This window comes from Streptomyces sp. NPDC017936 (assembly GCF_044328485.1).
Classification (GTDB): domain Bacteria; phylum Actinomycetota; class Actinomycetes; order Streptomycetales; family Streptomycetaceae; genus Streptomyces.
The window spans coordinates 142,742-160,972 of the sequence record NZ_JBIRHK010000007.1; the positions used below are offsets into that span (position 1 = coordinate 142,742).

The window sequence follows — 18,231 nt, forward strand, 5'->3', positions numbered from 1 at the left end:
CCCTTTCCGCCTGTGCGGCCCCGGCGCCTCCGCGCCCCATCGGGGCGGTGCGCCGGTCCGGGAAGCGAGCCGGGCCCGGCGGGGCACGCGGCTGCGGCCGTGCCGGTGCGCCCCGGTACGCTTCTGATATGAGTGCTGTTCCTCGTTCCGAAAAGCCGGCGGGCCGGTTCCGGCGCATGCTGGACCGGCTCTCCTCGTCGCAGGAGGACCTGGAGTCCGAGGAGCTGCGGGAGGACGCGGAGACCGCCGGCTGCACCCGGATCGGAGACTGTCAGGACCGGCAGATAGTGACGGTTACTGGTACCTTGCGCACGGTCACTCTGCGGCCGCGTGCCGGAGTCCCCGCCCTGGAGGCCGAGCTGTTCGACGGCTCCGCGGCGCTGGACGTCGTGTGGCTCGGCAGGCGTTCCATCACGGGGATAGAACCGGGGCGCCGCCTCATAGCATCGGGCCGGGTCTCGATGAGCCGGGGCCGCCGGGTGCTGTTCAACCCGAAGTACGAACTGAGACCCCTCGGTAGGGAGTAGCCGGTGACGTCGCTCGACAAGCCGACCGAAGACACTCAGCAGGACGACGCCCGGGCGGTGACGGAGGCCGCGCTCTTCGAGGCGTTCGGCGGGGTGCGGGGCATGGTCGAGACGGTGCTGCCCGGCCTGCTCTTCGTCACGATCTACACGATCAACAAGGACCTGCACATGTCCGCGATCGCCGCGCTCGCGGTGTCGCTGGTCCTGGTCGTGGTCCGCCTGGCGATGAAGGACACCGTCAAGCACGCCTTCAGCGGTGTCTTCGGCGTCGCCTTCGGTGTCGTGTTCGCGATGATGACCGGCAACGCGAAGGACTTCTACCTGCCCGGCATGCTCTACACGCTGGGCCTGTCGCTGGCGTACATCGTCACGACGCTGTGCGGGGTGCCGCTGCTCGGGCTGATCCTCGGCCCGGTCTTCAAGGAGAACCTCTCCTGGCGCACCCGCAACCCCGGGCGCAAGAAGGCGTACGCCAAGGCCAGCTGGGCCTGGGGACTCATCCTGCTCGGCAAGTGCGCGATCCTGTTCCCGCTGTACTGGTGGGCCGACACGACGCAGCTGGGCTGGGTGCTGGTCGCGCTGAAGATCCCGCCGTTCCTGCTGGCCGTGTGGCTGACCTGGGTCTTCCTGGCGAAGGCGCCGGCGCCGATCGACGTCTTCGCCGAGATGGAGGCGGCCGAGAAGGCCGAGGAGGAGCGCGAGGCCGCGGCGGCCGAGGAGCGGGGCGAGTCGGCCGGCGGCCGGCACCGCCGGGAGGACTAGCCACAGCGGTGGGACGAGGAGGGGCGCCCGGAGATCTCCGGGCGCCCCTCCTCGTCGTGGGCCGGACCGCGCCCCCGTCACGGGGCGGGCCGGGCCGCGTCCTCGCCGGCGGCGGGCCGGCTCAGCCGTCCGTGTCCGCGCGGCGGACCGACAGCAGGTCCTCCAGCTGCTCCTCCCGCGCCTGGGCGGCCACGAACAGGAGCTCGTCGCCCGGCTCCAGGGAGTCCTCGCGGGACGGCGTCAGCACGCGGGTGCCGCGGATGATGGTGACCAGGGAGGTGTCCTCCGGCCACTCCACGTCGCCGACCTGGGTGCCGGCCAGGGCCGACTCCTCGGGGAGGGTCAGTTCGACGAGGTTGGCGTCGCCGTGGCTGAAGCGCAGCAGCCGGACCAGGTCGCCGACGCTCACCGCCTCCTCGACCAGGGCCGACATCAGGCGGGGCGTGGAGACGGCGACGTCCACCCCCCAGGCCTCGTTGAACAGCCACTCGTTCTTCGGGTTGTTGACCCGGGCGACGACGCGCGGGACGCCGTACTCCGTCTTCGCGAGCAGGGAGACGACCAGGTTGACCTTGTCGTCGCCCGTCGCGGCGATCACGACGTTGCAGCGCTGGAGCGCCGCCTCGTCCAGTGACGTGATCTCGCAGGCGTCGGCCAGCAGCCACTCCGCCTGCGGGACGCGCTCGACCGAGATGGCGGTCGGCGCCTTGTCGACGAGCAGGACCTCGTGGCCGTTCTCCAGCAGTTCGCCCGCGATCGAGCGGCCGACGGCACCGGCCCCGGCAATGGCGACCCTCATCGGTGACCGGCCTCCTTCGGGCCCTCGGCGAACGACGCCTCGACCTTCTCGACCTCGTCGGTGCGCATCATCACGTGCACCAGGTCGCCCTCCTGGAGCACCGTCTGCGAGGTGGGCAGGATCGCCTCGCCGAGACGGGTCAGGAACGCCACCCGGACGCCCGTCTCCTCCTGCAGCGCGCTGATCTTGTGGCCGACCCAGGCGGCGGAGGCGTGCACCTCGGCGAGCTGGACGCCGCCGGTGGGGTCGCTCCACAGGGGCTCGGCGCCCGAGGGGAGCAGCCGGCGCAGCATCTGGTCGGCGGTCCAGCGGACCGTGGCCACCGTCGGGATGCCCAGGCGCTGGTAGACCTCGGCGCGGCGGGGGTCGTAGATGCGGGCGGCGACGTTCTCGATGCCGAACATCTCGCGGGCGACGCGGGCGGCGATGATGTTGGAGTTGTCGCCGCTGGAGACGGCGGCGAAGGCGCCGGCCTCCTCGATGCCCGCCTCGCGCAGGGTGTCCTGGTCGAAGCCGACCCCGGTGACCCGGCGGCCGCCGAAGGAGGAGCCCAGACGCCGGAAGGCGGTGGGGTCCCGGTCGATGACGGCGACCGTGTGCCCCTGCTGCTCCAGGGTCTGGGCGAGGGCGGAGCCCACTCTGCCGCAGCCCATGATGACGATGTGCATGGCCCTACACCACGCTCCCCACAGGCTCTCCGGCCCGTGTCATTGTCGTGCTCATGTTCCTCTCTCGGCTCGCCCGGGTACACGTGGCGGCTCGCATGCGGACCACCGGGCACCATCATGCCGGGGAATCCCGCGCCTGATCCCGCCCGGGGGTCGTGGGACCGCCGCCGAGGGCCCGGGTCCAACGTAGCGGCAACACCGGGCCGCCGGCCCCTCGCCGCCGGACCCGCCGCATCCGTCCCACGGGTCGAACGGCATGCGTGCCGCCGGACGGACGCAACGGGAGAAAACCGGCCACGGCCGGACGGCCGGCCCGGTCGTGGGAGAAGGGATGTCCACGAGAGGGTGGCAAGTGGGCGGTCCCGTGTTCGAAGGCCTACGATGCTCTGTTGTGTCCAAACTGACCGACGTGCCCAAACGGATCCTCATCGGGCGCGCTCTGCGTAGTGATCGGCTCGGAGAAACGCTCCTGCCGAAGCGCATCGCCCTACCCGTCTTCGCCTCCGACCCGCTCTCCTCCGTGGCCTACGCGCCCGGGGAGGTGTTGCTGGTCCTGTCCATCGCGGGTGTGTCGGCCTACCACTTCAGCCCGTGGATCGCCGTCGCGGTCGTCGTCCTGATGTTCACCGTGGTGGCCTCCTACCGGCAGAACGTCCACGCCTATCCCAGCGGCGGCGGCGACTACGAGGTGGCCACCACCAACCTCGGCCCCAAGGCCGGCCTCACCGTCGCCAGCGCGCTGCTCGTCGACTACGTCCTGACCGTCGCCGTCTCCATCGCCTCCGGCATCGAGAACCTCGGCTCCGCGGTCCCGTTCGTCGTCGAGCACAAGGTGGCCTGCGCGGTCGCCGTCGTCGTCCTGCTGACGCTGATGAACCTGCGGGGCGTCAAGGAGTCCGGCAAGCTCTTCGCGATCCCGACGTACGTGTTCGTCAGCGGCGTCTTCCTCATGATCCTGTGGGGCGCCTTCCGGGGACTGGTCCTGGACGACACCATGCGGGCGCCGACCGCCGAGTACACGATCAAGCCCGAGCACCAGGGACTGGCCGGCTTCGCGCTGCTCTTCCTCCTGCTGCGCGCCTTCTCCTCCGGCTGTGCCGCGCTCACCGGCGTGGAGGCGATCTCCAACGGCGTGCCGGCCTTCCGCAAGCCCAAGTCCAGGAACGCGGCCACCACCCTCGCGCTGATGGGCCTGCTCGCCGTCACCATGTTCTGCGGCATCATCGTGCTGGCCCTGGTCACCGACGTCCGCATGGCCGAGAACCCGGCCGTGGACCTCCTGCACAACGGGGTCGCCGTCGGCTCCGGCTACGTCCAGGACCCGGTGATCACCCAGGTCGCCGAGGCCGTCTTCGGCGCGGGCAGCTTCTTCTTCCTCGTGCTCGCCGCCGCCACCGCCCTGGTGCTGTTCCTCGCCGCCAACACCGCCTACAACGGCTTCCCGGTGCTCGGCTCGATCCTCGCCCAGGACCGCTACCTGCCGCGCCAGCTGCACACCCGCGGCGACCGCCTGGCGTTCTCCAACGGCATCGTGCTGCTGGCCGGCGCGGCCACCCTGCTGATCGTGATCTACGGCGCCGACTCCACGCGCCTGATCCAGCTGTACATCGTCGGCGTGTTCGTGTCGTTCACGCTCAGCCAGATCGGCATGGTCCGCCACTGGAACCGCCACCTGGCCGCCGAGACCGACCCGGCCCAGCGCCGGCACATGGTCCGTTCGCGCGCGATCAACACCTTCGGCGCCTTCTTCACCGGCCTGGTCCTGGTCGTCGTCCTCGTCACCAAGTTCACCCACGGCGCCTGGGTCGCCCTCCTCGGCATGGTCATCTTCTACGGGACGATGACCGCCATCCGCCGCCACTACGACGGCGTGGCCGCGGAGCTCGTCGCTTCCGAGGGCCCGAGCGACGACAGCGTCCGCCCCTCGCGCGTCCACTCGGTCCTGCTCATCTCCAAGATCCACCGTCCGACGCTGCGCGCCCTGGCCTACGCCAAGCTGATGCGCTCCGACACCCTGGAGGCGCTCACCGTCAACGTCGACCCGGCGGAGACCAGGATGCTGCGCGAGGAATGGGAACGGCGCGGCATCGACGTACCGCTGAAGGTCCTCGACTCGCCCTACCGCGAGATCACGCGGCCGATCATCGAGTACGTCAAGAGCCTGCGCCGGGAGTCGCCGCGCGACGCGGTGTCGGTGATCATCCCCGAGTACGTGGTCGGCCACTGGTACGAGCACCTGCTGCACAACCAGAGCGCCCTGCGGCTGAAGGGCCGGCTGCTGTTCACGCCGGGCGTGATGGTGACCTCGGTGCCGTACCAGCTGCAGTCCTCGGAGGCGGCGAGGAAGCGGGCCCGCAAGCGGCAGGAGTGGAACGCCCCGGGCTCGGTGCGGCGCGGCCCCGCGGCCGAGAACCGGACGAAGGAACCGTCGGGCCCGGGCGGCTCGGGACCGGCGGGATCCCCGGGGACGCCGGGCTCCTCGGGCCCGCAGGCCTGACACGGCTCGGAGCCTGACGCCGGGCCGGCCGGGTCCGACCGGCTCGTGGTGAACGGCCGGACGACAGCCACGTAGACTGGTGGGCTGTTGTCCGGCCGTTCCTCGTTCGACGTTGTGGAGTCACCCCGCCATGCAGGCAGAACCGAAGAAGTCGCAGGCGGGCTCGCAGGGGTCCTCGCCGGTGGGCGAGGAGTACGAGGTCGAGATCGGCCCCGTCGCCCACGGCGGCCACTGCATCGCCCGTACGGACTCGGGCCAGGTGCTGTTCGTCCGGCACGCGCTGCCCGGCGAGCGGGTCGTGGCCCGGGTGACCGAGGGCGAGGAGGGCGCCCGCTTCCTGCGCGCGGACGCGGTGGAGATCCTCTCGGCGTCCAAGGACCGGGTCGAGGCCCCCTGCCCCTTCTCCGGCCCCGGCCGCTGCGGCGGCTGCGACTGGCAGCACGCCAAGCCCGGCGCCCAGCGCCGCATGAAGGGCGAGGTCGTCGCCGAGCAGCTGCGCCGGCTCGCGGGCCTCACGCCCGAGGAGGCCGGCTGGGACGGCACGGTGATGCCGGCCGAGGGCGACAAGGTGCCGGCGGGCCGGGTGCCGCAGTGGCGCACGCGCGTGCAGTACGCGGTGGACGCCGACGGCAACGCCGGGCTGCGCCGCCACCGCTCGCACGAGGTCGAGCCGATCGACCACTGCATGATCGCCGCGGAGGGCGTCAGTGAGCTCGGCGTCGAGAAGCGGGACTGGAGCGGCATGGCCTCCGTCGAGGCGATCGCGGCGACCGGTTCGCAGGACCGGCAGGTCGTCCTGACGCCCCGGCCGGGCGCGCGGCTGCCGCTCGTGGAGCTGGACCGGCCCGTCTCCGTCCTGCGGGTCGGCGAGAAGGACGGCGGGATCCACCGGGTCCACGGCCGCCCCTTCGTCCGCGAGCGCGCCGACGGCCGTACCTACCGCGTCGGCAACGGCGGCTTCTGGCAGGTCCACCCGAAGGCGGCGGACACCCTGGTGACCGCGGTCATGCAGGGCCTGCTGCCGCGCAAGGGCGAGACCGCCCTCGACCTGTACTGCGGCGTCGGCCTGTTCGCGGGGGCGCTCGCCGACCGGCTCGGCGAGAAGGGCGCGGTGCTCGGCATCGAGTCCGGCAAGCGGGCCGTCGAGGACGCCCGGCACAACCTCGCCGGCTTCGACCGGGTGCGGATCGAGCAGGGCAAGGTCGAGAGCGTGCTGCCGCGCACCGGGATCACCGAGGTCGACCTCGTCGTCCTCGACCCGCCGCGCGCGGGGGCCGGCCGCACGACCGTGGAGCACCTGACGTCCCTGGGCGCGCGGCGCATCGCGTACGTGGCCTGCGACCCGGCCGCGCTGGCGCGGGACCTCGGGTACTTCCGGGACGGCGGGTACCGGGTGCGGACGCTGCGGGCGTTCGACCTGTTCCCGATGACGCACCACGTGGAGTGCGTGGCGATCCTCGAACCGGCCGCGAAGGGCTCCTGACCTGCGGTTTTGTTGCTCTGGTGGGTTGCTCGACCTGTTTCCCTCCGTGCAGCGGTTCAATCGGGCGGGTCGATCCTTGAGAGCTCTCCGGCTTGCGAGTTCGCGAGGAACGCGCTGCACCGGGGCGACGCCTCCAGGTGTCTCTTCGGGGATTTCTGACGCTCGGACGACGCTCATGACGGCGTCTCCACCGCGCCTTCACGTTGTGCCGGCGACCGCTTGGTTCCGCGCTCACGGAGCGAGAGCGCCGTTGATACCGGCCTGGTATCATGGTCGCATGGCGATGACACTTCGACTCCCCGACGACCTTGACGCGAAGCTCACCGAGCGGGCTCGTCGGGAGGGCCGCAGCAAGCAGGAACTCGCCATCGAGGCCATCCGTGACGCCCAGAACCGGGCCGAGCTGAAGGTCGATGACGTTCTGGCCGAGCTCATGGACAGTGATGCGGAGATTCTGGACTACCTGAAGTGACCGATGTGCGCTACATCCAGCTCGACGAGATCCTGGCCGTCGCCCGTACGGTCAACGGTACGGAGCACAGTGTGCGTGACATGGGCCTTCTGGTGTCAGCGATCGAGCGGCCCCGGACGAACGTGTTCGGAGCCGAGCTGTATCCCACGCTGCACGAGAAGGCTGCGGCATTGCTGCACTCCGTCGCCCGTAATCACGCACTCATCGACGGCAACAAGCGCACTGCCTGGCTGGCCATGCGCGTCTTCCTGCGGTTCAACGGCGTCAGTGCCAGTATCGTCCCGCCGCCCGTCTCCGTGGCCGGCCCGTTCGTCGAGGACGTCGCGCAGGACAACATCGATGTAGCGGTCATCGCCAAGCGCCTGGCGGTCTGGTTCCCCGTTTCCTGACGTTCGACGACGTGAGGGCAGGGCACGCGCGGTCCGTACCTGCTCAGGTCAAGTCGGAATGGGCCGCTGTGCACGGGAAGGCGTGGCTCCCTTCAGACGCGGGATACCGGATCGCAGCCGCAGGCTTTCCGCTCGAGTTCCTGGCTCGGGTCACCGGGTGACGCCGGGTGCCTCACCCCGGCGTCACGTACCCGGCGCCGATGCGATCGACGCCCCCTGCGCCAACGCGGCGACGGGGACACCTGAGTCGACGCATACCTCTTGCCGGTCCCCGTCGCTCGACGCGACGTCGACCTCGCCGGATATGGATTCCGGGGTGCCGTGACCATCAGGCGTGCGTAGCTGTGCGGCACGGCTGCCCCGGGGCAGCCGACTCGCGTTGCCCACGGCACCCCCGTCATCCGAGCCGGAGCGGGAACGGGTCGGCCGAGTGCAGGAGCGCGCGGTGCCCTCTCTGTGCTGGAGCTACTGGAGCTACTGGCGATCGACGTGATCCACGTGGAAGGTCAGCCCGGCAACGCTGCCCGACTGGGTGACAGGACCGTGCTGGACTCCCCCGCTGATGCGGCTGTCCACCGTGCGCCGGCTGTCTGTCGCGGACGCCGAGAGTTCCGGTGACGACGGAACGCATGCCGGAGGAGCCTCATAGTCGCTCCGGGCCGTCCGGTCGCGGACGCCCAGGACGTCACCCGCACGGACTCGGTGCGACTCGGTGCGCGGCACGTCCCGGGTGCTCCGATCCGCTTCAGCCGCCGATGGGCGTGACCCCTGAGGGAGCCGGGACCAGTCGGTACCCGCCGTCCTCGGGTAGCACGTGTCCGGCGGTCGGCGGCGGGAAGTGGCTCCCCAGCAGGAGAGTCGACGTACCGGCCAGTGAGCCGAGCACCTGGTTCCGGGTCCTGGCCGCGAGTTCGGGAGCGACGTCCACACAGCTGCAGAGCTCCGGATGCGCCATCTGGACCGGGTGGTGGATGCTGTCGCCGGTGACCAATGCGGTCTCGCCACGGCTGCTCAGTTCCACCGTTACCTGCCCCGGTGTGTGGCCGGGGGCGGGCAGCAGACGGATGCCCGGCGCGACGTCCGTGCCCTCGTCCGCGACATCGATGAGGTCGAGCAGACCTGCTTCCCGGACGGGATGGACCGAGTCCCGGAACATCTGCCGACGCGCCTCCTCCATGTCGACACCCGCCCAGTAGTCCCACTCGGTGCGTGAGGTGAGATAGCGCGCGTTCGGGAAGGTGGGCACCCAGTCGTCGCCCTGGGCACGCGTGTTCCACCCCACGTGGTCGGCGTGGAGGTGGGTCAGGACCACGACGTCGACGCTCTCCGGCGCGAAGCCCGCCGCCCGTAGCCGTGCTTCGTAGTCGCTGTTCAGGTTGTGCCAGGCGGGGTTGGCGCGCCGCTTCCCGTTTCCGATGCCGGTGTCCACCAGCACCCGCATGCCGTCCACCTCGACGGCGAAGCTGTGACTCGCCAGGCGCAGGACGCCTTGTTCGTCGGCGAATTCGGGGCTCAGCCAGGGAGTCCGGCTCACGAGGTCGGTGGTTGCCCCGGGCAGCAGCCACGGACCGGTCTGGGCGGGCAGGACCACTTCGTCGATGCGTCGTACGGTGTGGTTGCCCACCGTCCAGGAAGAGGCGGCGGGAGTAGGGGACTTGGTCGTTCGCGATGAGGTGAACACGGCGATCTTCCTTACCTGTTGTGGGTCGCGAGGACGGAGACGTCTGGAGCGGGTGTGTCGGGTGAGGCGGATGTGCAGCTGCTCGTTGCCGGGCGGGAGTGGGCGTCCGGGGACGGTGTCCGGCGCCGACTGCGCAGCGGCGCGGTCAGCGTCGCGACTGCGACGGTCGCCAGTACGGCCACGCAGCCGGCATGGGCCAGTGCTGCCGCACGCAGCCCGAAGCCGGCGGTGAGGGCGCCGGCGCCGATGGCGGGCAGACTCATCGCCAGGTAGCTGAGTACGTAATAGGAGGCGAGCGTGCCGCCCTTCTTCCGGGCCGGGACCGAGTCGACGACCGCGCGCAGCGCACCCTGGGAGACGGCTCCGAAGCCGAACCCGGCCAGCGCCGCCCCGGCGAAGAGAAGTACGGGGCCGGCGAGATGGAGGGCACCCAGGGTCAGGACGGCCGCCGGAATCACCGCGCAGCTCCCGAGGAGAGCGGAGACGTCGGCACGCATCCTGCGCGTGAAGTACACCGTCGGGGCGGCGACGGCCGTCAGCGTGAAGAAGACCATGCCGCCGGCGTATTCGGGTCCGCCGGGGGAGATGAGCCGTGTGAAGCCCGGTCCCAGGGACGAGTAAAAGCCGCCGAGTGCCCAGACGGCGACGACGCCGGCGCCGTTGCGCAGGAGAGCGTGGGCGGCCGCCGACGGCAGCGCCAGGTGGGGCCGCATCGAGCGCAGTGCTCCGGGACGGCGGCGGACGGTCTCGGACGTCGAGACAAGGGCGATGGCCTGCACGGCGAACACGGCGATCAGGGCCGCGTACACCGTGATCGTCGGGACGGGGGCGAAGCGCACCATGAGGGTGGCTGCCAGGACACCGGCCGCCATGCCCGTCACCGGCGCGATGCTGTTGGCCAGAGCGGGGCGACCCGGCCGGGCGGGATCTTCCAGGTCGAGGAGGGCCGTACCTGCCGCGCTGGTCGCCGCGCCAGTCGCGATGCCCTGCAGCACGCGGGCGCCGATCAGGGTGGTCAGGCCGCCGGCCGTCGCGAACAGTGCCATGGAGGCGACCTGGACCGCGAGCGCGCCCAGGAGCACGGGGCGGCGTCCGACATGGTCGGAAAGGGTTCCGGTCGTCAGCAGTGTGATCAGGAGCGCCAGAGCGTAGGCGCTGAAGACCACGGTGATGCCGAGGGACGACAACTGCCACTGAGCCTGGTAGTGGGGATACAGCGGGGTCGGCGCGCTGGATGCGGCGAGCAGCGCGATCAGGATCGAGGCGTGCAATGCGAACGGCAGACGTCCGGATGGGGAGGTGCGGGGAGGCGCGAGGCCCGCGGGGACGCTCTGCATGAGGGTCCTTCCCGTGCTAAAAGCGATTGGTTTGCTTTAAGTCACCGTAGATCCTACGATCGACTAAAGCAAACGATTCGCTTTTACGGTGGTCGGGGGGCCTGTACCAACCCGGCCCCGTCGCGCCGCACAGATCCGGAAGGAAGCCATGACCAGCGAACTCACCCCCCGAGAGGCAGCCCGAGGGGCGCTACGGGCGGGGCTCCCCCTCGGGGACGACCGACACGAAGGAGTGGCCATGACGGCCAACCACATCCACTCCGTGATCAGCACGTTGCGCGAGCTCGATTTCGGCGAGACCCCTCCCGCGTCCTCCTACCGAGCCGGACAGGGGAACGCCGATGCAACCGTTTGAGCTGTCGCTGACCGAAGCCTCCCGTGCGGTGCGCGCACGGGAGCTGTCCCCCGTCGAACTCACCGAATCGGTGCTCGCCCGTATCGCCGCCGTCGAAGGACGGCTGGGCGCCTACGTCACCGTCGTCGCCGACGCGGCCCTGGCCGCAGCGGTCCGCGCCGAACAGGAGATCTCCGGAAGCGGACCGCGCGGGCCGCTGCACGGGATCCCCATGGCGCTCAAGGATCTGATCGACGCAGAGGGGATGCCCACCACGGCGAGCTCGCACGTCCGGGCAAGGCACGTGGCGGAACGCGACAGCCGGGTGGCCGAACGGCTGGGCGCCGCCGGGGCCGTCCTCCTGGGCAAGACGCACACGCACGAGTTCGCCTACGGCCTGACCACCCCGCAGACGAACAACGCCTGGGACCACAGCCGGGTCGCGGGCGGATCGAGCGGCGGCTCGGCGGTGGCTGTCGCCGCCGGAGGGGCGACGTTCGCCATGGGCACGGACACGGGCGGTTCCATCCGGGTCCCCGCGGCCCTGAACGGCGTGGTGGGCCTCAAGCCGACCTACGGCCTGGTCCCACGCACAGGCGTGACCTCGCTGTCCTGGTCCCTGGACCACGTGGGCCCTCTCGCCCGCACCGTCCAGGACGTCGCGCTGGTGCTGTCGGCGACCGCCGACCACGACCCGCGCGACCCGGCGAGCGTGTCCGGCCCGATGCCGGACCGCTTCCCGGGAGGCGACCTGCGGGGACTGAAGGTCGGCGTACCGCGGAACCACTACTTCGACCGGGTCACGCCCGAGGTCGAGGAGTCCGTACGCGGCGCGATCGAGCGGCTGGCGGAGCTGGGGGCGGAGCTCATCGACGTCGAGATCCCGATGGCGCGTTACATCCAGGCCGTTCAGTGGGGGCTGATGGTTCCCGAGGCCACCGCCTACCACGAGCGGTCGCTGCGGGCCACCCCCGACCTGTACGCGGCGGACGTTCGCATCCTGCTGGAGGCCGGCGAACTCACCTCTGCGGGCGACTACCTCCGCGCCCAGCGGGCCCGCACCATGATGCGGGACGCCTGGGCTCGCATGTTCGACGGAATCGACGTCCTCGCCGCGCCGACGGTGCCGATGACCGCCGCCGAGGCGGGGCAGGAAGCCGTCGAGTGGGCCGATGGCACGACCGAGTCCGTGTCGGACAGCTACGTCCGCCTCTGTGCCCCGGCCAACATCACCGGTGTCCCGGCCCTCACCCTGCCGGTCGGTCACGACCGCGCCGGACTGCCGATCGGTATGCAGCTGATGGCGCGCCCCTTCCACGACGCGACGGTGCTCCGTGTGGGCCGGGTCTACGAGGAGTCGGTGGCCGGTGCGGGGCGGCTCGCTCCCCTCGCTGCCTGAGGGAAGGCGGACGTTCCGGCCGGCACGCGGTCGCGTCGCTGCAGGGGCGTCCGCCGTGCTCGGGCGCCCGGATGCGTGGCCCCGCGGGCCGCCGACGCCGGCCACCGCCTTGAAGCAACGAAATCGCATTAAGGTGGATCGCATGAGTCCCAGGCCCATGGCTCGCCCCGGCGGGCGCAGCGCACGCGTACAGGAGTCCGTCCATGCGGCGGTACGTGAACTCGTAGAGGAGGTGGGCCGCGACGCGCTCACGGTCCCGATGGTGGCCACTCGGGCGGGCGTGACCCCCTCCACGATCTACCGTCGTTGGGGCGACCTGCAGGAACTCCTGTCCGACGTGGCCGTCGAACGACTGCGCCCGGAAACGGATCCGGCCGATCTCGGAAGCCTGCGGGCCGATCTCGACGCGTGGGCGGAACAGTTCCTCGACGAGATGGCCTCGCCGCCCGGGCGCGCCTACATCCGGGACGCCCTGCTCGGCGACCCCGACGGAACCAATGCCGGTCAGTGTTCGGCGTATGCCGCAGAGCAGATCGACGTCGTGTTGGCCCGTGCGGTGCAGCGGGGGGAGCCGGTGCCCGAGACGGAACTGCTGATCGACCGTGTCGTGGCGCCGATCATGTACCGCATCCTCTTCCGTCCTGGCCGACTGGACGCCGCATACGCGCGCGAGCTCGTGACGAACGCCGTGTACGCCCAGCAGACCGAGGCCGGCGCTCGCCCCACCCAGGCCGCCGCCCCTCGGCGCTCGAAGAAGAAACCCGACAACTGACCACTTCGCTCATCGGGTGGTCTGGCCACTGGGCCGTGGAGGCCAAGCGGCCGGCTGTACTGGCAGGGGTCCTGAAATCACCGGCAACGACCGACCAGGACGTGGCCCTTGGGCGTGACGCCCGTTTGACGCTCCGTGCGTACGAAGGGCCCTTCGGTGGAGCAGAAAACGGCCCCTGACCTGGTGTTGTGCGAGATCCATCCTGTCGGGACATCTTTCCGATGACGCACCACGTGGAGTGCGTGGCGATCCTGGAGCCCGCGGGCAAGAGCCGCTGACCCGCGGTCAGGCAGGGGCGCCGACGCGTCTCGACCTGTCTCGTGATGTCCAGCAGGGGGCCGCGGAGGACCCCGTCCGGGCTGCGGTTCCCTGGGGTTCGGGGGCGATGCGCGGGTCGGCGCCACCCCGCCGCGGTGTCTTCGTGACGCACGGACGACGCTCGTCCTGGGCAGCCGGCAGGTGCGGGGGGCGTGCGCGCGAGCGCGGACGAGCCCGGCTGCGCGGGATGCGCCGGCATCCGTCGATCACGCTGAGGCCGTCACCCGAGCCGCACGTCAGGGCTCGGCGGAAACGAGGAATCACGGGCGCCTCGTCCCCTGGGGGCCGCCGTGCTGGAGCCCCGGTCGAGCGGCAGGGCGCCGACGCGCAGGGGCGGCAGTCAGACGGAGAGCGCGGCGGCGAGCATCCGCCGGACGACCGGGGTCAGCTCGGTCACCTCGGGCGCCGGGCGGGTCGCGGCCGTGGCGCCGGCGAGCCGGTCGTACAGCAGGCCGTCGGTCCAGGCGACGAGCAGATCCGCGGCCGGCGCCGGACGGGGGGCGCCGAGCGCCGCGAGCAGGGCGGCTGCCCTGGACCGTGCCGCGAGGCCGGCGGTCCGCAGGTCGGCACGCAGCTCCGGGCGGCGGGTCGCCTCCAGGCTGAGTTCGAAGCGGGCGAGCTGGCGGTCCCGCTCCACCGTCAGCCAGTGGTGCAGCAGCGCGGCCAGCGCCTCCGCGGCGGAGTCCGGGTCCGGGCGCCCGTGCTCCGCCTCCCACCGGTCCACGTCGGCGACCGACAGTTCGGCCAGGCGGAGGTAGCAGGCGCTGATCAGAGCACTGCGCGTGCGGAAGTAGTACGACGTGCTGCCGGCCGGCAGCCCCGCGGCGGCGTCGACCGCGCGGTGGGTCAGCCCGCGCAGCCCGGCGGCGGCCACGGTGCTGATGGCGGCGTCGGCGATCAGGTCTCGGCGATCGGGGAGGGACACCCCCGCACTCTACAGGTGTAGAGTGCGGGGTATCGGCCTCTACACCTGTAGAGGCAGCGCGTCGGCGAGTGGGGAGGCGTTCGGCATGGGTGTTCGTCATGCTGTCGTGGCCGGAGGCGGCGTCGGGGGCCTGGCCGCGGCGGTGGCCCTGAGCCGCCGCGGATGGCGCGTGACCGTGTGCGAACGGGCTTCCGCCCTCACGGGCGCCGGCGCCGGCATCGTGCTCGCCCCCAACGCACTGCGCGCTCTGGAATCGATCGGCCTGGGCCCCGAGACGTGGGCGGGTGACGCCCTGCCCGGTCCGGTCGGGCTGCGCACACCCGACGGCGTGTGGCTGAGCCGGTCCGACAGCGGTGCTCTGTCCGCCCGCTACGGGCTCTCCGCGCGCGCCGTGCACCGCGGCTTCCTGATCGACGCCCTCGCCGCCGCCCTTCCGCCGGGCGTCGTGCGCTTCGGCGTGTCGGTGACCGGTGTGGACGACGCCGAGGGCACGGTCGTCGTGCGCACGACGGCGGGCGACCTGGACGCCGACGTCGTGGTGGCGGCCGACGGCATGCGCAGCGTGCTCCGCGGACAGCTCTTCCCCCGGCACCCCGGACTGCGGCACGCCGGTGAGGCCGGATGGCGGGCGGTGGTGCCCGGCGCCGGCCTGCCTCCCCAGCAGGCGGCCGAAACCTGGGGCCCGGGCGAGCGGTTCGGCGTCGTTCCCCTCGTCGACGGCAGGATCTACGTGTACGCCACCGCCGTCACCGGCCCCGCCGCGCGGCCGGCCGACCACCACGCGGAGCTGACCCGGCGCTTCGGCGCGTGGCACGATCCGATACCCGCGCTGCTGGACCGGCTGGACCGGCGGAACCCCGACCCGGTCGGCATCCTCCACCACGACTTCCACGAACTGGCCTCGCCCCTGCCCCGGTTCCACGCCGGCCGGGTGGCCCTGCTCGGTGACGCCGCCCACGCGATGACGCCCAACATGGGCCAGGGCGGCTGCCAGGCCATCGAGGACGCGGTCGTCGTGGCGCACCTCCTCGCACCGCGCGACACCGACGTACCGGCCGCGCTCGCCGCCTACACGAAGGCAAGACGCGGGCGAACCACCCGTATCGGCCGCCGCTCCCGACGCACCGGTGAGCTCGCCCGGATCTCCCACCCCCTCGCCGTGTCCGTCCGGAACCTCGCGGTACGGGCCACGCCGCGGGCGGTCGCGATGAGGGCCCTGGACACGGTCCTCGGCTGGCAACCCCCTTCCGGTCCCGCCCCCGCCTCCGCGCGCACCCCCGCCGACGTCGAGGAGCGGCGCTGACGTCGAGGAGCGGCGCTGACGGCGAGAACCCCAGGTCAGAGACCTGGGGTTCTCGCCGTCAGTGAGTCGTGCCACATCCGGTGTGTGTGACGGGAGCCGTCGGGTGCTGCTTTTGAGACCCGGGTTATCGATTTCAGGCCGAAAGGGTTTCGGAGCTTTACAGATGTAGTCGCCAGCGATCGAGAATGAGTCGGAAAGGGAGCGTCCGATTCACTCGGTGGTGCGGCTGAGCACTCCGCTCACGTTGAGGACCTCGTGGCATTCCTGCGCCTGTCGGCCCGTGGCCGGTGTACCGGGCTTCGCGCAGGTCACGTTGATGGTCACCGTGTCGTTCTCGGGGATCTTGATGGGGGTGACCCAGTGGTAGTCCTGGTTGCGGAACGTCTCCAGCGCGATCGTGGTGATCTTGCGGTCGCCGAAGGTGATCGTCATCACCCCTTCGTCGCCCTGGAAATTGGCGACGACGATGTCCGTGACCCCGAAGACGCTGTCCGCGGGCACCTCGTAGGTGCCGGTCCTGGTCTGCCCGGTGCCCGTCTTCAGGTCGATGGTCGCCGAGCTCTGCTGACCGGCGCCGGCCGCGGTGCCGCCCTCGGCCGAGGAGCCTCCGCCGCCTCCGCCCGGTCCGGTCGCCGCCCCCGACTCCTGGCCGCCACCGGGCCGGCTGCCCGTACCGGCACCGGTGCCGGTGCCGGGGGACTCCCCGCCCGCCTGCTCGCCGGCCGGGGGAGTGCGCGCCTGCGCCGCCTCGGTGGCCGCCTCCTTGGCGGCGCTGCGCACCGCGGGACGGACCAGCGCGAACCAGGCGAGCAACAGCGCGAGCAGCGCGGCGAGCACGGCGAGCAGCCACTTCGGGAAGACCGGTATCTGGACGAACTCCGCGTCCAGCGGCGAGCGGACGACGGACTCGTCCCAGCGGGTCTCCGCCGTCTCCTCCTGCTCGCCGGTCTCGCGGGTGTCCACGGTGAACGGCCACACCACGGGGTTGCCGAACCACACCGGCTTGGCGGTGCGGACCCGCAGCCGGACCTCCGTCGACTCCCCGGGTTCCAGCTTCGGCTCCGCCGGGGCGAAGGCGAATCCCAGTTCCTCGCCGGCCTGGCCGGGGGCGAAGCGCACCTGCACCGGGGTGTTGCCCTGGTTGCGCACGGCCAGCAGATAGCGGCCGCGCAGCCAGCCACGCCGGCGGCGGGGGGCGAGCTCGGTCTTCAGCTCGTGGAACTCCCCGACGTGCACGGTGGTCTCGAGGACCTTGACCGACTCGGGGTGCTCGTTCGGCAGGACCCGTACGCCGAGGGGCGACTCGCCGGCCCGGACCTCCGGGGAGCGCGGCGGCGCCAGACGGAGCGTCACCGTCTCGGAGGTGCCGGGGTAGAGGGAGACGCGCTCGGGTTCCACGGTGGTCCAGGCGGCGCAGTCGCCGACGACCTTCAGGTCGTACGCCTCGACGATGTCGCTGTCGTTGCGCACGGTCAGGCTGGTGGTGGCGATGTCACCCGGCGTCACGGTCACGGCCGGGATGTCGAGGCCGGGCGCACCGGGACCGGAAGAGGCTGCGGAAGGCGTCACGCCCTCACCGTAAGGAGGAGCCCGACCGGCCGGGGAGGGACGGGAGGGCAATGCGCGGGCAGTGACGCTGCCCGGCAATCCACCGTCAACTCACTTGTCACGATGGCCTCTTACTGTGGCGAGCCGTCTTCGGCGCACCACTGACCTGTGATCGCCTCCCGCTGTATCACCCAACCCCCCACCGACTCATGAAAACAGGTGTCCCATGTTCCGCGCAGAGGAGAACGGTCCTGTCATGTCCGACGCCACGACACATGATCTCGTCCGGACCGGCTCGATCCACCGCACCTCTCGCTCCGGTCGACCGGCCCGGGCGAGCGTGGCCGTCTACGCCGCCGACCCGGTGCTGCGGGCCGGCGTCGTCCAGCAATTACGCCAGCGCCCCGAGATCGAACTCGTGGACGACGTCGACGCGGAGCGGGCCCAGGTCTCGCTGGTGGTCGTGGACGGCATCGACGACGACGTGGCCGCCCTGCTGAACCGGCTGCGGTACAACAGCACCACCCGCACCGGCCTGGTGATAGGCACCCTCGGGGGCGGCGGGCTGCAACGCGTCATCGAGTGCGGTGTGTCGGCGGTGCTGCGCCGCGCCGAGGCCGACCAGGACCAGCTCGTGCGGCTGGTCCTGGCGACGGCCAACGGCGAGGGGGTGCTGCCCGGCGATCTGCTCGGTGAGCTGCTCGGCCACGTCGGCAGTCTCCAGCGCTCGGGGCTCGACCCCGGGGCCCTGTCCCTGTCCACGCTCACCACGCGCGAGGCGGACATGCTGCGCCTGGTGTCGGAGGGCCTGGACACCGCGGAGATCGCCCGCAAGACCTCGTACTCCGAGAGGACCGTCAAGAACGTCCTGCACGAGATCATCACGCGGCTCCAACTGCGCAACCGGGCCCACGCGGTGGGCTACGCGCTGCGCAACGGACTGATCTGACAGGTCCCTTCGACGGACCGCCCGACGGCGGAGGGGAAGACGGCGGTGCCCGAAAGCACACCGCGCGC

The 18,231-nt window shown here is 71.6% G+C and carries 17 protein-coding genes; 11 read left to right on the forward strand and 6 right to left on the reverse strand.

Going from position 1 to position 18,231, the window contains the following annotated elements; genetic code table 11:
* Positions 1-128: 128 nt before the first annotated feature.
* A complete protein-coding gene (locus ACH4F6_RS16505) occupies positions 129-527 on the forward strand; it encodes an OB-fold nucleic acid binding domain-containing protein (RefSeq protein WP_397960849.1) in 399 nt (132 codons plus the stop codon).
* Between the two features lie 3 nt (positions 528-530).
* Positions 531-1,289, forward strand: coding sequence for a DUF3159 domain-containing protein (locus ACH4F6_RS16510; RefSeq protein ID WP_397960850.1), 759 nt, complete (start codon positions 531-533; stop codon positions 1,287-1,289).
* A gap of 121 nt (positions 1,290-1,410) precedes the next feature.
* Here the strand turns inward: ACH4F6_RS16510 and ACH4F6_RS16515 are convergent, their stop codons facing one another.
* Positions 1,411-2,088: a potassium channel family protein gene (locus ACH4F6_RS16515; RefSeq protein WP_397960851.1), complete on the reverse strand. Its 678-nt coding sequence runs from the start codon at positions 2,086-2,088 to the stop codon at positions 1,411-1,413.
* Entirely contained in the window at positions 2,085-2,756 is a 672-nt protein-coding gene (locus tag ACH4F6_RS16520; RefSeq protein ID WP_397960852.1) for a potassium channel family protein, read from the reverse strand. The genes ACH4F6_RS16515 and ACH4F6_RS16520 overlap by 4 nt, the downstream gene beginning before the upstream one ends.
* A gap of 391 nt (positions 2,757-3,147) precedes the next feature.
* Between ACH4F6_RS16520 and ACH4F6_RS16525 the strand changes: the two genes are divergently transcribed.
* The 4 genes from ACH4F6_RS16525 (at position 3,148) to ACH4F6_RS16540 (ending at position 7,597) form a co-directional block, all read left to right on the forward strand.
* Positions 3,148-5,253: an APC family permease gene (locus ACH4F6_RS16525; RefSeq protein WP_397960853.1), complete on the forward strand. Its 2,106-nt coding sequence runs from the start codon at positions 3,148-3,150 to the stop codon at positions 5,251-5,253.
* Between the two features lie 130 nt (positions 5,254-5,383).
* Positions 5,384-6,736 (forward strand): class I SAM-dependent RNA methyltransferase, encoded by a 1,353-nt coding sequence (locus ACH4F6_RS16530; RefSeq protein WP_397960854.1) that lies wholly within the window; start codon positions 5,384-5,386, stop codon positions 6,734-6,736.
* A gap of 277 nt (positions 6,737-7,013) precedes the next feature.
* Positions 7,014-7,208 carry a ribbon-helix-helix protein, CopG family gene (locus ACH4F6_RS16535; RefSeq protein WP_037672007.1) on the forward strand — a complete coding sequence of 65 codons (195 nt, stop codon included), beginning with the start codon at positions 7,014-7,016 and terminating at the stop codon, positions 7,206-7,208.
* Positions 7,205-7,597 (forward strand): type II toxin-antitoxin system death-on-curing family toxin, encoded by a 393-nt coding sequence (locus tag ACH4F6_RS16540; RefSeq protein ID WP_397960855.1) that lies wholly within the window; start codon positions 7,205-7,207, stop codon positions 7,595-7,597. The genes ACH4F6_RS16535 and ACH4F6_RS16540 overlap by 4 nt, the downstream gene beginning before the upstream one ends.
* A gap of 745 nt (positions 7,598-8,342) precedes the next feature.
* Here ACH4F6_RS16540 and ACH4F6_RS16545 read toward each other — a convergent pair.
* The gene (locus ACH4F6_RS16545; protein WP_397960856.1) at positions 8,343-9,278 is read right to left on the reverse strand and encodes an MBL fold metallo-hydrolase; all 936 of its coding nucleotides are present in this window, start codon (positions 9,276-9,278) and stop codon (positions 8,343-8,345) included.
* A gap of 11 nt (positions 9,279-9,289) precedes the next feature.
* On the reverse strand, positions 9,290-10,615 hold the full coding sequence (locus ACH4F6_RS16550; RefSeq protein ID WP_397960857.1) for an MFS transporter: 1,326 nt from the start codon (positions 10,613-10,615) through the stop codon (positions 9,290-9,292).
* A 148-nt stretch (positions 10,616-10,763) separates the two neighbouring features.
* Between ACH4F6_RS16550 and ACH4F6_RS16555 the strand changes: the two genes are divergently transcribed.
* The 3 genes from ACH4F6_RS16555 (at position 10,764) to ACH4F6_RS16565 (ending at position 13,120) form a co-directional block, all read left to right on the forward strand.
* Positions 10,764-10,970, forward strand: coding sequence for a hypothetical protein (locus ACH4F6_RS16555; protein ID WP_356792578.1), 207 nt, complete (start codon positions 10,764-10,766; stop codon positions 10,968-10,970).
* Positions 10,957-12,348, forward strand: coding sequence for an amidase (locus ACH4F6_RS16560; RefSeq protein WP_397960858.1), 1,392 nt, complete (start codon positions 10,957-10,959; stop codon positions 12,346-12,348). The genes ACH4F6_RS16555 and ACH4F6_RS16560 overlap by 14 nt, the downstream gene beginning before the upstream one ends.
* A gap of 142 nt (positions 12,349-12,490) precedes the next feature.
* Positions 12,491-13,120 (forward strand): TetR/AcrR family transcriptional regulator, encoded by a 630-nt coding sequence (locus ACH4F6_RS16565; RefSeq protein WP_397960859.1) that lies wholly within the window; start codon positions 12,491-12,493, stop codon positions 13,118-13,120.
* Positions 13,121-13,778: 658 nt separating this feature from the next.
* On the opposite strand, the gene ACH4F6_RS16570 is transcribed toward ACH4F6_RS16565, so the two are convergent.
* The gene (locus tag ACH4F6_RS16570; RefSeq protein WP_397960860.1) at positions 13,779-14,363 is read right to left on the reverse strand and encodes a TetR/AcrR family transcriptional regulator; all 585 of its coding nucleotides are present in this window, start codon (positions 14,361-14,363) and stop codon (positions 13,779-13,781) included.
* Between the two features lie 85 nt (positions 14,364-14,448).
* Here ACH4F6_RS16570 and ACH4F6_RS16575 point away from each other — a divergent pair, with 85 nt between their 5' ends.
* The gene (locus ACH4F6_RS16575; RefSeq protein ID WP_397960861.1) at positions 14,449-15,666 is read left to right on the forward strand and encodes an FAD-dependent monooxygenase; all 1,218 of its coding nucleotides are present in this window, start codon (positions 14,449-14,451) and stop codon (positions 15,664-15,666) included.
* A 210-nt stretch (positions 15,667-15,876) separates the two neighbouring features.
* Here ACH4F6_RS16575 and ACH4F6_RS16580 read toward each other — a convergent pair whose 3' ends face one another.
* Positions 15,877-17,235, reverse strand: a complete 1,359-nt coding sequence (locus tag ACH4F6_RS16580) for a hydrolytic protein (protein ID WP_397960862.1) — start codon at positions 17,233-17,235, stop codon at positions 15,877-15,879.
* Positions 17,236-17,470: 235 nt separating this feature from the next.
* Between ACH4F6_RS16580 and ACH4F6_RS16585 the strand changes: the two genes are divergently transcribed.
* Positions 17,471-18,163 carry a LuxR C-terminal-related transcriptional regulator gene (locus tag ACH4F6_RS16585; RefSeq protein WP_397960863.1) on the forward strand — a complete coding sequence of 231 codons (693 nt, stop codon included), beginning with the start codon at positions 17,471-17,473 and terminating at the stop codon, positions 18,161-18,163.
* Positions 18,164-18,231: the final 68 nt, after the last annotated feature.

Coding starts and splice junctions, on each gene's coding strand:
- ACH4F6_RS16560 (WP_397960858.1), top strand. CDS start 10,957: ATGCAACCGTTTGAGCTGTCGCTGACCGAAGCCTCCCGTGCGGTGCGC.
- ACH4F6_RS16520 (WP_397960852.1), bottom strand. CDS start 2,756: ATGCACATCGTCATCATGGGCTGCGGCAGAGTGGGCTCCGCCCTCGCC.
- ACH4F6_RS16535 (WP_037672007.1), top strand. CDS start 7,014: ATGGCGATGACACTTCGACTCCCCGACGACCTTGACGCGAAGCTCACC.
- ACH4F6_RS16505 (WP_397960849.1), top strand. CDS start 129: ATGAGTGCTGTTCCTCGTTCCGAAAAGCCGGCGGGCCGGTTCCGGCGC.
- ACH4F6_RS16575 (WP_397960861.1), top strand. CDS start 14,449: ATGGGTGTTCGTCATGCTGTCGTGGCCGGAGGCGGCGTCGGGGGCCTG.
- ACH4F6_RS16550 (WP_397960857.1), bottom strand. CDS start 10,615: ATGCAGAGCGTCCCCGCGGGCCTCGCGCCTCCCCGCACCTCCCCATCC.
- ACH4F6_RS16555 (WP_356792578.1), top strand. CDS start 10,764: ATGACCAGCGAACTCACCCCCCGAGAGGCAGCCCGAGGGGCGCTACGG.
- ACH4F6_RS16530 (WP_397960854.1), top strand. CDS start 5,384: ATGCAGGCAGAACCGAAGAAGTCGCAGGCGGGCTCGCAGGGGTCCTCG.
- ACH4F6_RS16585 (WP_397960863.1), top strand. CDS start 17,471: ATGTCCGACGCCACGACACATGATCTCGTCCGGACCGGCTCGATCCAC.
- ACH4F6_RS16565 (WP_397960859.1), top strand. CDS start 12,491: ATGAGTCCCAGGCCCATGGCTCGCCCCGGCGGGCGCAGCGCACGCGTA.
- ACH4F6_RS16515 (WP_397960851.1), bottom strand. CDS start 2,088: ATGAGGGTCGCCATTGCCGGGGCCGGTGCCGTCGGCCGCTCGATCGCG.